This window comes from Magnetococcus marinus MC-1 (assembly GCF_000014865.1).
Lineage (GTDB): Bacteria > Pseudomonadota > Magnetococcia > Magnetococcales > Magnetococcaceae > Magnetococcus > Magnetococcus marinus.
This window is the reverse complement of record NC_008576.1, coordinates 3,329,598-3,343,514: the sequence shown is the minus strand read 5'-3', so window position 1 is coordinate 3,343,514 and position 13,917 is coordinate 3,329,598. Positions and strand designations below refer to the sequence as shown.

Annotated in this window: 8 protein-coding genes and 4 pseudogenes; 11 read left to right on the top strand and 1 reads right to left on the bottom strand. The window is 48.6% G+C overall.

All coding sequences use genetic code 11. From position 1 onward, the window contains the following. Positions 1 to 17: 17 nt before the first annotated feature. From MMC1_RS21705 to MMC1_RS13490, 5 genes and pseudogenes are all read left to right on the top strand, one after another. Positions 18 to 239, top strand: a pseudogene (locus MMC1_RS21705) (IS66 family transposase); the annotation flags it as partial. Positions 240 to 434: 195 nt separating this feature from the next. Then, positions 435 to 806, top strand: a complete 372-nt coding sequence (locus MMC1_RS13505; RefSeq protein ID WP_160162717.1) for a response regulator — start codon at positions 435 to 437, stop codon at positions 804 to 806. Positions 807 to 1,022: 216 nt separating this feature from the next. Further along, a complete protein-coding gene (locus MMC1_RS13500; RefSeq protein WP_160162716.1) occupies positions 1,023 to 4,340 on the top strand; it encodes an EAL domain-containing protein in 3,318 nt (1,105 codons plus the stop codon). A gap of 199 nt (positions 4,341 to 4,539) precedes the next feature. Further along, complete coding sequence (locus MMC1_RS13495) at positions 4,540 to 6,147, top strand: cation:proton antiporter family protein (RefSeq protein ID WP_011714242.1); 1,608 nt, start codon at positions 4,540 to 4,542, stop codon at positions 6,145 to 6,147. Between the two features lie 538 nt (positions 6,148 to 6,685). Then, a pseudogene (locus MMC1_RS13490) lies at positions 6,686 to 7,459 on the top strand (IS4-like element ISMasp2 family transposase); the annotation flags it as partial. 82 nt (positions 7,460 to 7,541) lie between these two features. Here the strand turns inward: MMC1_RS13490 and MMC1_RS13485 are convergent. After that, on the bottom strand, positions 7,542 to 9,233 hold the full coding sequence (locus MMC1_RS13485) for an IS1634 family transposase (RefSeq protein WP_011714240.1): 1,692 nt from the start codon (positions 9,231 to 9,233) through the stop codon (positions 7,542 to 7,544). Positions 9,234 to 9,349: 116 nt separating this feature from the next. Here MMC1_RS13485 and MMC1_RS13480 point away from each other — a divergent pair. The 6 genes and pseudogenes from MMC1_RS13480 to tnpC all read left to right on the top strand — a co-directional run. Next, positions 9,350 to 10,063: pseudogene (locus MMC1_RS13480) on the top strand (IS4-like element ISMasp2 family transposase); the annotation flags it as partial. Beyond that, positions 10,017 to 10,859, top strand: a complete 843-nt coding sequence (locus MMC1_RS13475) for a GGDEF domain-containing protein (RefSeq protein ID WP_160162715.1) — start codon at positions 10,017 to 10,019, stop codon at positions 10,857 to 10,859. The pseudogene MMC1_RS13480 and the gene MMC1_RS13475, both read left to right, overlap by 47 nt. Before the next feature lie 42 nt (positions 10,860 to 10,901). Continuing rightward, positions 10,902 to 11,690: a chemotaxis protein CheB gene (locus MMC1_RS13470; protein WP_011714237.1), complete on the top strand. Its 789-nt coding sequence runs from the start codon at positions 10,902 to 10,904 to the stop codon at positions 11,688 to 11,690. A 24-nt stretch (positions 11,691 to 11,714) separates the two neighbouring features. After that, positions 11,715 to 12,056, top strand: coding sequence for an IS66 family insertion sequence element accessory protein TnpA (gene tnpA, locus MMC1_RS13465; RefSeq protein ID WP_011714232.1), 342 nt, complete (start codon positions 11,715 to 11,717; stop codon positions 12,054 to 12,056). Then, positions 12,056 to 12,415 carry an IS66 family insertion sequence element accessory protein TnpB gene (tnpB, locus tag MMC1_RS13460; RefSeq protein ID WP_011714233.1) on the top strand — a complete coding sequence of 120 codons (360 nt, stop codon included), beginning with the start codon at positions 12,056 to 12,058 and terminating at the stop codon, positions 12,413 to 12,415. Before tnpA ends, tnpB begins: the two co-directional genes overlap by 1 nt. A 35-nt stretch (positions 12,416 to 12,450) precedes the next feature. Then, positions 12,451 to 13,896: pseudogene (gene tnpC, locus MMC1_RS13455) on the top strand (IS66 family transposase); the annotation flags it as partial. Between the last annotated feature and the right edge of the window lie 21 nt (positions 13,897 to 13,917).

The following is a 13,917-nucleotide window of genomic DNA, read 5'->3' as shown; positions in this document are numbered from 1 at the left end:
TTAAAGTGTAGCCCCATCACAATGATGCTGAACGTGCGCTGCGCCACTGGGTCATCGCGCGTTTGATCAGCCACGGAACTCGTACGGCAGAAGGGAGCCAAGTATTGGGTGTGCTGGCTAGCGTCATCGAAACTTGTCGATTGCGGAACGTGTCCCCCTGGGACTATCTTGCTAAGGTGATTGCTGAACGGAGAAAGGGAAACCCCGTACCACCGTTACCGGCTCCAGTAGCCGCTTGATATCGGGGTCTCTGAACGGTTACGATTTGTGGGCGATGCTACCGCAGGGATGAGATTGATGCTCTATCTGAAAATGGAGTTTCCACACTATCTGATTTTCATGATGAAGATGAGCTCATTCATAAAATTCAGAACATACTGGGTTTGCAGAGAAATGGTAGTGGAAGAAAATCCTGTGGCACACATCGGAAGGTGTTGGTAGTTGATGATAGTGAGGATAATAGAGTTTTATTATCTCACTATTTGGAAGAGTATGATCAGGAAGTGGTAGAAGCCGTTGATGGCCATGAAGCCATTGACAAGTTTATTGAGAACAATGCGTGCATTGATTTAGTGCTAATGGATCTTCAAATGCCAGGTTGTGATGGGCTGTCGGCAACTCAGCGGATTCGAGAATGGGAAAAGGCTCATTCTGTTCCCAGAGTTCCGATTGTTGTCTTGTCTGCCCATGCCACAGAATCTCATAGGAGCTCATCCTTTAATGCAGGTTGTGATGAGTTTGTGATCAAGCCCATTAGGAGGAAGAGGTTGAAAAAAATCATGGCGCAGTTCATTAGTGATAGATAAGGCAGGGGGGTGCCCCTGTTAGCCTGACAGCCATAAGGCTTTCTTCAGATTTTCCGAAGTTTGCTGATGCAATCGCAGGGCAAATTGAGTCTGGAGCCAAAATTCTTTATCCTGGTGCAGGGTCTATTTGTGACATATGGAATAGATTCGATCACGATTGAGTGAAGGAGCATAAGAATGTGCCCCCTCCCAATTGCATCTCATATGGAGGCTCCCGTGGAAGAGACAATACGCATCGGATTGATGACTCCCCTGACAGGCTTGGTAAAGCTGTATGGCCCCGAGATCTCATGGGCAGGGCAAATTGCTTGTGATGAGATCAATGAGTCTGGGGGTGTGCTAGGCAAGTCTCTGGAGCTTGTGATTGTGGATGATGGATCACTGCCTGAGACTGCTGTTCCTGCAGCAAAAGAACTGGTCGATGAACATCGTTGTGTTGCGATGATTGGCAACCTGCTCTCAAACTCACGAATTGCCGTAGCTAATATGGTCGCCGAGCCAAGGCGCATTCCTCATCTGAATTTTTCCTTTTATGAAGGCAGCATTTTTAACCCCTTCTTTTTCCATTTTGCAGCTCTTCCCAACCAACAAATTAAAAAAATGATCCCGTTTATGGCCAATCGCTATGGGGTCAAAATGTTTTTCGCTGGGAATAATTACGAGTGGCCACGCGGATCCATTGATGCATGTAAACAATCATTGGAAAAGGTGGGGGGAGAGTGTGTCGGAGAGGAATACCTCTCCATAGGGGCCAGCGCAGAAGAGATTGAAAACCTGCTATCCAAAGTAGCCCGATCAGGAGCAGATGTTTTTGTTCCCTATTTTGCAGGAGAGGACCAGATCAACCTGCTTAATCGCTTTACTGAACTCGGGCTGAAGAAACGCATGGCTGTTGTAATGGGGCACTTTGATGAGGCCATGGCTTCACATCTTGCCCCTGAGGTCAGAGAAGGTTTCTATTCCAGCAATACATACTTCATGTCAGTGCAGACTGATCTTTCCAAGGCTTACTCAGAGCGTTTGATTAAGCTGGACCAGGTGAAAGGTATTCATCCGGATGGGAATGGCCACATCACAAATTTTGGTGAAGGCACATATCTGTGTGTAAAAGCTTTTGCAGAAGCAGCTAAAGTTGCTGGAAGTTTGCAACCAGAAGATCTCATCCATGCCCTTGAGCATGTCCAGATAGAAAGTTTGCAGGGCTCTGTCCGTATGGATGCCAAAACCCACCATGCTCACATCAACAGCTATCTATCCTGCTGCAATAGTGACGGGACATTCTCGATTGTTGAAGAGTTTGGACAAATCCCACCTGAGATTCCTTCCCGTTATCAAGAGCTTTTTGGTGTTTCCTGTTTGAATGAGTCTGGCACTTGCCCCCACGCTACATCACTTATAGCGAAAGAAGTTGTTGAAGCTCATCAATCTGAAGGTAATGCAAGGCAGGTGCTTTCTCTTGCTGACATGGCCATCATTTCAGTAAATGAAGAGGGGATTATTATTGAAGTAAACCGCTTTGCCTCTGAAATGTTCGGTTATTCTGAACAAGAAATGATCGGCCTTTCTGTCCACTTGCTTTTACCTCCGCATTTCCGAAAACGCCACACCTTACTATATCAAGGATTTGTAGATGGTGAAGTGACAGAGCGCAGAATGGGGCAAAGAGGTGAGGTCACAGGGTATCGTAAAGATGGTACCTTCTTCCCTGTTGAAGCCTCTATTGCAAAGTATAGATGCAATGAAAAATGGGTGATGGTTGCGTCATTTAGGGAGTTGACTGAACTTAAACGAGCACAAGAAGAGCTTGTTCGTCGTGCCACCCATGATCCTCTAACGGGCCTGCCAAATCGTACTCTATTCAGAGAGCGTCTAACGAGTGCTCTCCATAGGTCACATCAAAATGGTGAGAACATTGGTCTTCTTTTTATCAACCTGGATGGCTTCAGAGAGATTAACGACTCTTATGGGCATGAGATGGGAGATCTCCTTTTAGAAGAGGTTTCTCAAAGGTTGATCACAGTGGTGAACCAGGGAGACACGGTTGGTCGGTTAGCAGGGGATGAGTTTATCATTTTATGTGAACACATACAGAATCCGGAGCCTCTCTCATCTTTGGCTGTATCAGTCACCAATGTGATCCGTGAGCCTATTGTCCATGATGATTTGAAACTGCGTGTGACCGCAAGTATAGGCATCGCCCTTGGGCATGGCTCAACACATAGTGCAGATGATTTGATGCGCTCTGCTGACTCCGCCATGAACAGTGTTAAGGAGCGAGGTCGCAATGGGTGGGAGTTTTTCAATCCAACGCTGCAAGAAGAGGCTGAAAAGCGGCTCGCAATCTCAACAGGTCTTCGCACAGCCATTGATAACAACGAGTTTTACGCTCGTTACCAACCTATTGTGGATTCTGAGTCCGGAATGATTCGTGGTGCTGAACTCTTGGTGCGATGGCGTTCATCGGATGGTGAAATCTCGCCAGGCGTCTTTATCCCCGTTGCCGAGATGACAGGTGCTATCATCACCATCGGGAGGTGGGTTTTTGAAGAAGGGTGTAAAGCAGAGAGAAGATGGAAAGCCAAATTTGGGGAGCAAGCCCCATATATCACGATAAACGTCTCCACACGCCAGCTATCAGAGCCACTTATTATTGAAGAGTTCCAGGAAATTCTGGCTGAAACCGGTGCAGATCCAACACGTATCATTTTAGAGATCACTGAAACATCATTGATGGCAGATGTTTCAGCAAACAGGGAAGTGTTAAACAGGTTGGCTACAACTGGAATGAGAGTAGCTGTGGACGATTTTGGTACGGGCTACTCATCCCTTGCACAGCTTTCACGCCTTAAGGTCAATACGCTGAAAATTGATCGTGAGTTTGTGCTGGGATTAGATGAGGGAGAAGAGGGACAGATTGTTGTCTCTGCCATTAGCAGGCTGGCTAAATCACTTAAACTCAAGATTGTTGCAGAAGGTGTTGAAACGGATGAGCAAAGGAACACTATCCGTTCAATCGGATGCGATCTGATCCAAGGCTACTATTACCACCCGCCATTATCAGAAGAAGCACTTTTTGAAGCTGTTAGCACTAGCTTGAGTCAAAGAACCCACAATGAACAGCCTTTGAAGTTCTTGATTTATATTAGTCGCCCTAAGTTTGAGATAACTGAGGAAGGCCTGCAGGCAATTTTGAAGCAATCAAGAGAATTCAACCTGAAAAGTGGAATCACAGGCTATCTTTTCTATCTGAAAGGTGCGTTTGCGCAATACCTGGAAGGGGATGAAGAGCCTTTGAGCCAACTTTATCAATCAATTCAAAAAGACAATAGGCACAGTGATTTAAAGATCATTGCAGAGGGAGATCTCCCAACCAGACTCTTTGCTGGCTGGGAAATGGGATACAAACAACTAGACGGTGTATTGCTTTCTGATAGAGCCAATCTTAGTCAGAACGAATCGGATAATTATGAGTGGCTGAGCAGGCACCCAGAGCTGTGCTGTAAAATCTTTGAAACCATCAGTCTGGACTCATAGGAAACAGAAGGGATAAAACAATGGCAACGCACATCGATGAGAAAGCACTGGACCAGATATTTCGAGCAGCCAGAACTCAAAATGGTTGGCTTGATAATTCTTGCAGGATCTATCGTATCAGGTGTCATTGGTTTTTGTGTTTTATACCTGAGCTTGCGTAGAGTTCCGATAGATAAAGATTCAGTATAAGGGGCTCTCTATGGATATTCTCAGTGCTATTGAAATTCAGGACCCTGCATGGATTGCGATCGCTTTTATATTCGGTCTGATTTTCAAACAATTTCAACTTGCCCCCATGATTGGATTTTTGGCGGCTGGCTTTATGCTGAATATGCTGGGCGTCTCCACAGATTCCTTTTTAAATGAATTAGCAGATCTTGGCGTGACACTTCTGCTCTTCACTATTGGCCTGAAGCTTCAACTGAAGACCCTAGCTCGTTTGGAAACTTGGGGTACAGCTACAGCGCATATGGCCATAAGTGTGGTTGCCATTACAGCGGTTTTGTTGCTGTTAAGTTTAACGGCTATCCAGGTGTTTGCAGAATTGGATTTAGCCTCCGCCCTAATCGTTGCCTTTGCGCTCTCTTTTTCCAGCACAGTATTTGCAGTCAAGGTCCTAGAAGAACGTGGTGCAATGAGTTCCCAATATGGTCGAACGGCCATTGGCATTCTAGTCATTCAAGATATCGCAGCTGTGATCTTTTTGGCTGCTTCTTCAGGTAAGCTCCCCTCCATTTGGGCTATCCTTTTATTGGCATTAATTCCGGGGCGCCACCTTCTAGGTTATATACTGAGTCGTTCTGGTCATCGCGAGCTTTTACCTTTGTTTGGGTTTGTTGCGGCCTTAGGCGGAGCCGCATTGTTTGAAGTAGTGGGCATGAAAGGGGATCTTGGTGCGCTGATTTTTGGTGTCCTTTTAGCAAACCATCCCCGTTCTGGAGAGTTGGCAAAGCACTTGTTGGGCTTTAAAGACGTCTTATTGGTTGGGTTCTTTCTTACGATCGGATTGGCAGGATTACCGACTTGGGACACAGCTCTAGCCGCACTTCTGCTCTCCTTGCTCCTACCTTTCAAAGGTGGACTGTTCTATCTCCTTCTTGCACGTTTTAAACTCCGGGCTCGAGCTGCAACCCAGGGTGGGGCGATACTAACGAACTACTCAGAGTTTGGTCTGATCGTCGCCGCGATCTCCTTGAATGTCGAGTGGTTGCCTGCAGAATGGATCACCATTTTGGCGTTAGCGCTCTCTTTTTCATTCCTTCTGGCCTCTCCTCTTAACCGGTACACAGACACACTCTATATGAGTCTTCATGACTGGCTTATACGTTGGGAGCAGGAAAAACGCCTGCCTGAAGATGAAGAGATCTCTATTTCAGGCAATCGTATCTTGATCATTGGTATGGGGCGTGTGGGGCAAGCAGCTTATGATGAGATGGCTCACAATGCTGAAGGGCAAATTTTAGGAATTGATCTTGACAAGGCTGAGGTAGAAAAGAACAGCAAAGAAGGCAGAAGAGTTGTACCTGGAGATGCGACTCATCCTGAGTTCTGGTCACGGTTTAGTGATGGCCACAAAGGGGTGGAAATGATATTGCTCGCAATGCCCAATCATCTTGGTAACATTGCCGCTGCTGATAACCTACGTGCCCATGGCTACAAGCACTCTCTGGTTGCGACTGCTCTCTATCCAGACCAGGAAGCCGAATTGAAAAGACATGGAATAACAGAAGTCTATAATATTTATAAAGAAGTTGGTGTGGGAGCTGCGGCACACATGTGGGATTCGATAAAACGGGTTAAAATATGAAGATGCGAACAGTTTGACTCTTTAAGTGAAAAGCAGAAAGGCTCAATTTATTCTGAGACTTATTTAATAGAGCAAGTTTTCAAGGATAATTCTTAGCCAAGGGAGGGTTGACAAATGGACAAAAAATGGTTGTTTCATGAGCCTAACCCATTGCAAAGAAAATTAATCTTTGTGGCAGTTTTGCTGCTTGATATACTAACTCAAGTTTCGCAGTTCGTTGACCGCTCAATTGGGCTGATATTTGCCAACCAAATCAAGGGCAAAGCTGCCTCGTGTATGCTATAATTCTGGTGTCGAATCAGTCAGATAGCTCAGGGACGAGGCCAGCTTCATGAATCAGCATAACAGGGAACAGGCTACTGTGCCTACCCCCATGATTGACGAGATCAAAACCCAATCCTTTGGACTCAAGTTTCGCAGTTCGTTGACCGATCAATTGGGCTGATATTTGCCAACCAAATCAAGGGCAAAGCTGCCTCGTGTATGCTATAATTCTGGTGTCGAATCAGTCAGATAGCTCAGGGACGAGGCCAGCTTCATGAATCAGCATAACAGGGAACAGGCTACTGTGCCTACCCCCATGATTGACGAGATCAAAACCCAATCCTTTGGAGTATTCGGCGTAGATAACGCTATCGTCGATTTTCTCCAGGAAATTGGCTTCCAGGCGATATTCAATCGGCGCGGATGGAGCAAACGAACGGGGAAGGATCTTCCGACGCTGATCATGTTACTGATCCTGCATCCTCTGTTGAAGGTGCCATCCATTCACCTTTTTTGCCGCGACCACTTTCTGTCGGTCTTCGCGGTAGGCAAGGATACCTTCTACCGGTTGCTCCAACGCCAATTTCCATGGCGGAATGCGCATTGGGCGCTAATCAAAAAGTTACTACCCCAGTGGCGAACGCTGGATCTCGGCCCCGGCTACCTTGTTGCCGATACCACCGTCAAAGAGAAGCGTGGTGATCGTATTGAAGGTGTTTGCTGGCATCATGACCACAATACCGGCCGCTCAGTTGCAGGTTTTGAAGCAGCCCACTTGGTCTGGGTTAACAAGCAGGGAACCTTGCCACTGGATGCCGCTTTGCGTTTTTCAAAGCGGCCTCTGATCAGCAATCTGCTCCACATCCTCAGTTACCGGTTCGATTGTCGCTCACATCTTGGACGGCGTTACCGTGAGGCGGCCAAGATGTCTAAGCTTGATCAGACTGTCGACATGGTTGCCAGAGCCATTCAAGCTGGGATTCCGGCCCAGTATTTTCTCGCCGATGCTTGGTACTCATCGGTTAAGTTCGTCAAGAAAATCCTGGATCCGGACTTTCTGTTTAAAAAATGTATAATACATTGATATCAAGCTGTAATTTACTTGAACACGGTGCGCGTCACTGGACACATTAAGGCGAGATGCTGAGTAGCCGGAAAGCCTCCTGCTGTAGAGGGGTGATGTTAGCAAGCATTTCAAAAGGTTTACCAGCCGCGGGCTCCCATTGGGCACGGACGGTGTTACGGGTCAAGGTGGCTAATTGCTCCAACAGGGTGCTGAAGCTCTGCAAGGCATGGCCTGTTGGAGAACGTCTTGTGCCGGTCTTCTCTTTGGCGTTTGGAGATGGCTCTCTGGGCATGACAGGATCGTCGGGGAGCAGTGGCGCTTCATCGGTGAACAGTAGCGTTTTGAGCTTGATCCGCATTTCCCGTTCTACCATGTAGGCCAGCATGCACAGGAAGACATGGGCTTTGATGCGATCGGCACGGAAATGAAAGATCGGGCGTATATCCAGACTGCTCTTTAGATCTCTGAAGGCGCTCTCTACCTGGGCCAATGATTTGTATTGGCGGATCGTGTCGGCACTGGAGATCTCCTTTTCGGGAAGGTTGGTGCGGACCACATAGATACCGTCCAGGGCTGTTTCTTGATCAATAACAGCCTGCTTACGGGACCAAATGAACCGCCCTGGAGCAATCTCCAAGTTGAAATAACGGGCGATTTTAAGCTTGCGCAAAACCCGGTCGGCTCGTTTGCCAATTTGGCCACAATCACGCAAAGAGCCCTCTTGTACGGCTTGCAGGATCGTCTCCAATCCCTGCTCTGCGATGGCCAACAGTTCCCGTCGTGAGCGTCCCTGATCCTCGGCTAGGAAGGGATTGCGGCAAACCATCAGTCGCTCACCTGGGAAATCTGGGGAGGTAATCTCGGCAAAGTTGCGCGCATCGAATAAGGAAGGCCAGTTGTCTGCTTTGGCCAGTGATCGGATGGTACTGTGGCGCAAGGCGGTAATCCATGAAAAGCCAGCAGGTTGGATATCTTCGTCAATCCGGGCCTGGGTGATCATGCCCCGATCACCAACAACAATGACCCGCTTGAGGCCAAAGCGCGCCTTGAGCTTGTTCACTTGGGCGGTCAGCGTCGTGGGATCGCCTGTATGGCCGGGAAACACCTCCACGGCTAGAGGGCGGCCCTCCTTATCGCACAGCAGGCCAATCTCAATCTGTAGTTTGTCTGGGCGGTGGTCTCGGCTGTAGCCGTATTCAGCCAGTTCGCACTGCCTTCCTTCAAGATAGGTGGAGGTAAGATCAAACAACACCATGGAGCCATCCTGAAGGTGCTGTTTCACCAGGCGATTCTCAATTCGCTCCTGTTGCGCTCCGAGCCAATCCAAGGCCTTGTAGAGCTCTTCCTTGTTGGCATCGTCCACGCCGAACTCTTGCCCCAAGGTGGTCGTGTTGAACAGCCGGTGCGAGGCCAGTTTGGATGCAGGTTGAAGCACTCTCTGGGCAATCAGCGCCAAGACCAAATCGCGGTAGCGCGTTTGTTTTGTTCCCAGCAAACGCTTAAGACCCAAAGATTTCATCACTCCGGCAACAGCAGCCACATGGCCGTGGGGCAGACTCGCCTCAATGGTCAGTGCTGAGGTCATCGGCATCATGCGCCCACCCTTGAGCACCACCCGCAAAGCCTCAATGGTCTCCTCGGGTTGACCAGTCAGGTTGCCCAGAGTGCGCTTTTTGACCTTGCCGTTTTCACGGTAGGATTCCCGTAGCAGCACGGTTGGGTGTGAATTTCGATTGGGAACACGTTCAATATGCATGGCTATGATTATAGCGCAACATTTCAAATATTAAAAGAACAAAAACACACATTACATGACTACAAGAAATCAGGAAAATTTACATATCTTACTGTTTTTAAATATGAATCTTAGATTTCTGCAAGAAAGTCCGGCTGGATCTGGGCGTGGTCCCCCTGATCCGATGGAAGCGCAACAACACCAAGTTCCTATTCCAGGGCGAGAGACTGACCAGTGCCGAACTTTACACCCGGTTTGCCAAGGGCAAGATCAGGAAAGCTAAGGGGTCCAAGCGCTTCAAAGGAACCTTCCTAGATGCAGAGCACCCCGAAATCGGCCTTATACGTCTGTTCTTCGTCCGGCTGATCGATCCGAAAACCGGCTCGAAGGAGTGGGCCGTCTTTCTGACCACAGACCGGTCAATGGGGCTGTCAAATATGATCGAGCACTACGCCAACCGCTGGGGAATCGAAGTTTTCTACAAGGAATCCAAACAGCACCTCGGTTTCCTTAATGAGTCCGTCCGATCCTTCGAAGCAGTCATCGCCTGCCTACACCTAGCTGCCATGCGCCATGCTGTTCTCTCCAGCATGATGGCGATCAAAGGCAGCCAGCGGGATCAACTCGCCCACAATCTGGCCGCTTTGACCTATGCCCGAAAGCTCTGGCATACCTTCCGCGCCATCTTCAATGATGCCCTTGGCCGAACATCCATTCTTGAAAATCACCAAAAAAACGAGGTAATTGAACTCTTTGAACAGGAGGTCGAGGCTTGGCTCAGCAAGGCATTGATGCTCGATCCCCTTGGTTCACAACGTCAAATTCTGGCCGAAACGAACTGCGAAACTTGAGATACTAATTATTTTTGCTCACTACCATATTGGGCTACATCTAGAGTTCCACATTTTTTTAAGCATTCCTGTTTTACTTGCAACATGGTTTCTTGGAATAAAGAGCGGTATTTTCATTGCTATTGTGACTGATATGTTTTGGCTACAAATCGACTGGATGCTAGCTCCTAGTGAAGAAGCGCATCAGTTTTTAATTTTTAATTCAATAATGCGCACCATAATTTCATTAGTTGGTGCCTGGCTTATCTATTCTTTGCGCAAAGCTTTGCAACAGCTAGAGGTTATGGCAACACACGACAAACTAACAGGTATATTGAATCGTCATGGATTCCAAGAGAGGGGGAAATATATTATTGACCAATCTCAACGTCACAGCTGGCCTTTAGCAGTTGTGATGATGGATATCGACCATTTCAAAAAAATTAATGACAGTTTTGGCCATGATATAGGAGATCTGGTTCTCCAATCTTTAGGCTCAGAATTAAAAAAATCTGTTAGATCAACAGACATAGTAGCACGACTTGGGGGTGAAGAATTTGCTCTGATTCTTCCAAATACAGATAGCAAGCATGCCCATCAAATAGCGGATAGCATTCGCAAAAAAATAGAAACCTCTCGACTTTCATTACCTGATGGAAAGTTTTTGACTTATACGCTGAGTCTTGGTGTAACCTCAGGATTAGGAATTGATAAAATGGATTTATTGCTCAATCAAGCAGATAATGCTCTGTATAGGGCAAAGGGCACTGGGCGAAACCGTGTGGTAAGCTTTCATCAAACTGCTCATTCCTGTTAGTTCAGCTATGAAGAAGCGCTGGAGATTGGAAGGGGGGGCGATATGAAAACAGATGCGAAAGAGTCAGAGCCACAGATCAATTGGCCTGTTGTGGGTATTGGCTCATCAGCGGGTGGTTTGGAGGCGCTGACCTCCTTGTTGGGTGGATTGGATCAGGATGTCGAGCATTCCTTCGTCATCATCCAGCACCTCTCCCCTCACCATCGCAGTATGATGGTCACCCTGTTAGAACGGGAAACCCTACTGCCTGTGCGGGATGTGCAGGATGGGCTGAGACCTGCCCGAGGGGTGATCTATGTGACCCCAGAAAATCACAATGTTATCTTGGCGGATGGCCGCTTTCGACTGTTAACTCCCTCCAAACAGGTTGTACCCAAACCCTCGGTGAATCTGTTCTTTCGCTCCCTTGCTGAAGAGCTGGGTGAGCTGGCCGTCGGGGTGATCCTCTCCGGCACTGGATCCGATGGGGCGCAAGGGGTCAAAGAAATTAAATATGCTGGTGGCACGGTCTTGGTGCAGGACCCGGAAGAGTCCAAGTACGACGGCATGCCCCGCGCCGCCATTGAGACCGGGGTAGTTGACCTGATACTCCCAGCGCAGACCATTGGTAAACGGCTGATGGGGCTGGCCCTCTCCGATTCCGGTCAGTTGCACTTCTCTGAAGAGGGGTTTGAGCAGGCTGGGGTGGCAGGCTTGATTAACCAACTGCATGCCTGGACCAAAATTGACTTCAGTGGCTACAAGGAGAGCACCCTAAGCCGACGGGTACAGCGTAAGCGTCCATTTCTCCCCAGGATTCAGTTTGTTTTGAAGGTGTGTCAAGCTTTCTGAGATACAAATTTTCAGGAGGCTAAAATGACGGACAAATCAATCGACGGATCTGGGTTGAGCGAGAAGCAGCAGTACTGGCTTGCTCATTTGCATACTTGCCGTTTGGAAGCTGGTACCATTAAGGGGTATGCCGAAGCCAATGGTCTGAGCCTTCCATCGTTGTACTTTTGGAAGCGCAAGCTGACGCAAATGGGGTTTCTGGAAGAGTCAGGATCGGGCAAGCGACGTTTTCAGCGATTGGAATTGAGTTCGACGTCTCCAGCAGGGGTCTGCCGGATTCAGTTCCCAAATGGTATGACGGTGGAGTGGTCAGGGAATGGTGGCGAGAGCTTGCTCTCTGTCCTGCGATCTGTGGCAGCCTTGTGATGATGCGCCCATCGCCGGATATTTCTGTCGTCCATCTCTGTTTGGAGCCGGTGGATTTCAGGAAGGGGATCAACGGACTGGCTGCATTGGTGGAGGCAGAACTGGAATTGAATCCCTTTGATGAGGCTCTGTTCGTGTTTCGCAATCGATCATTGGACAAGGTGAAAATCCTTTATTGGGAACAGAATGGGTTCTGTCTGTGGCAAAAGCGGCTGGAAAAGGACCGATTTCACTGGTTGCGTCAGGGAGGTACCGCCGAAATCCAGATCACGGGGCGGCAGCTGAATTGGCTACTTGATGGCTACAACCTAGCGGCAATGAAGGGCCACAATAAACTGCATTTTTCTTCGATTGTATAGAGAGTTAAGGTGGTTTTTTTGGTATAATTCCGGGTATGAAAACGCTACCAAAGACACTCCCTGATGACCCTGCCGCTTTGCGGGAAATAATACTTTCCTTGCAGGCTGAAAATGTCTTTTTACAGGACAAAAGCAAGCGTATGGAGCATGAAGCCCAGCTTCTGAGGGAGAAGCTGAATATTCTCATTGCCAAGCGGTTTGGGCGTTCCAGTGAGAAGAGCGATCCCCGCCAGTTGGGTCTGTTCGATGAGGCAGAAGTGACGGCTGCCGAGGAACCTGAAGAGGATGCCGAAGAGATCCAGGTTCCTGCCCATAGCCGCAAAGCGAAGTCCAAAGGACGCAAGCCGTTACCAGAGTGGTTGCCTCGGGTAGATATCCTTCATGAGCTGCCTGAGTCGGCATTGGTTTGTGGCCTGGATGGTCACCATTTGGTCGAGATTGGCCGTGAGACCAGCGAGCAACTGGATATTATTCCGGCCAAGGTGCAGGTGTTGCGGCACATCCAGATCAAATATGGCTGTCCTCATTGCAAACAGGGCGTGAAGACGGCCCCTGCACCCAAACGTCCCATTCCCAAGGCGTTGGCTACAGCTGCTCTATTGGCCCATGTGGCGGTATCCAAGTATGCCGATGGGTTACCGCTCTATCGACAGGGCTCCATTCTGACCCGTGCAGGGATTGCTGTCTGTCGAACCACGCTGGCCAATTGGATGATCCAGTGCGGCCAACTGGTGCAGCCGTTGATCAATCTGATGCGGGACAAGATGCTGGATTACGATATCCTGCAGATGGATGAAACAACGGTTCAAGTGCTTAAGGAAAAAGATAAAGTTGCAGCCAGTAACTCCTATATGTGGGTACAGCGAGGTGGTCCTCCGGGTAGTCCGGTGATTTTGTTTGATTACGATCCCACACGCGGTGCCGAGGTTCCGAAACGGCTGTTGGCGGGCTATAAAGGCTGGCTGCAAACGGATGGGTATGCAGGTTATCTGGGTGTGGGTGCGCAGGAAGATGTGATCCTGATGGGGTGTTTTGCGCATGCCCGTCGTCAATTTGACGAGGCGATCAAAGCGTTGGGAAAATCCAAAAAAGGCAAGATGGGCAAGGCTGGGCAGGCACTGTCGCTGATCCGGAAACTGTACGCAGTGGAAAAAGATCTGCGTGAGGAAGAGGCTACTCCAGAGCGACGTTACAAGGTGCGCCAGGAGCGTTCCCGCCCCATTATCGATGAGTTAAAAACCTGGCTGGAAGATAATCGAGCAGGGGTGTTACCGAAAAGCAAACTCGGCGAAGCGATGGGATATCTGACCAATCAGTGGTCCTCTCTGATTCGATATTTGGATGATGGACGCCTGGAAATTGACAACAATAGAGCCGAGAATGCCATTCGCCCCTTTGTGATTGGCAGGAAAAATTGGCTCTTCAGCAACTCTGTTCGAGGTGCAAGGGCCTCGGCAAACCTCTACAGTTTGATCCGGACTTTCTGTTTAAAAAATGTATAA

Excerpts from the sequence above, each read along its gene's own strand:
- MMC1_RS13495 (WP_011714242.1), top strand. The coding sequence starts at position 4,540 with ATGGATATTCTCAGTGCTATTGAAATTCAGGACCCTGCATGGATTGCG.
- tnpA (WP_011714232.1), top strand. The coding sequence starts at position 11,715 with ATGACGGACAAATCAATCGACGGATCTGGGTTGAGCGAGAAGCAGCAG.
- MMC1_RS13470 (WP_011714237.1), top strand. The coding sequence starts at position 10,902 with ATGAAAACAGATGCGAAAGAGTCAGAGCCACAGATCAATTGGCCTGTT.
- MMC1_RS13485 (WP_011714240.1), bottom strand. The coding sequence starts at position 9,233 with ATGCATATTGAACGTGTTCCCAATCGAAATTCACACCCAACCGTGCTG.
- tnpB (WP_011714233.1), top strand. The coding sequence starts at position 12,056 with ATGATGCGCCCATCGCCGGATATTTCTGTCGTCCATCTCTGTTTGGAG.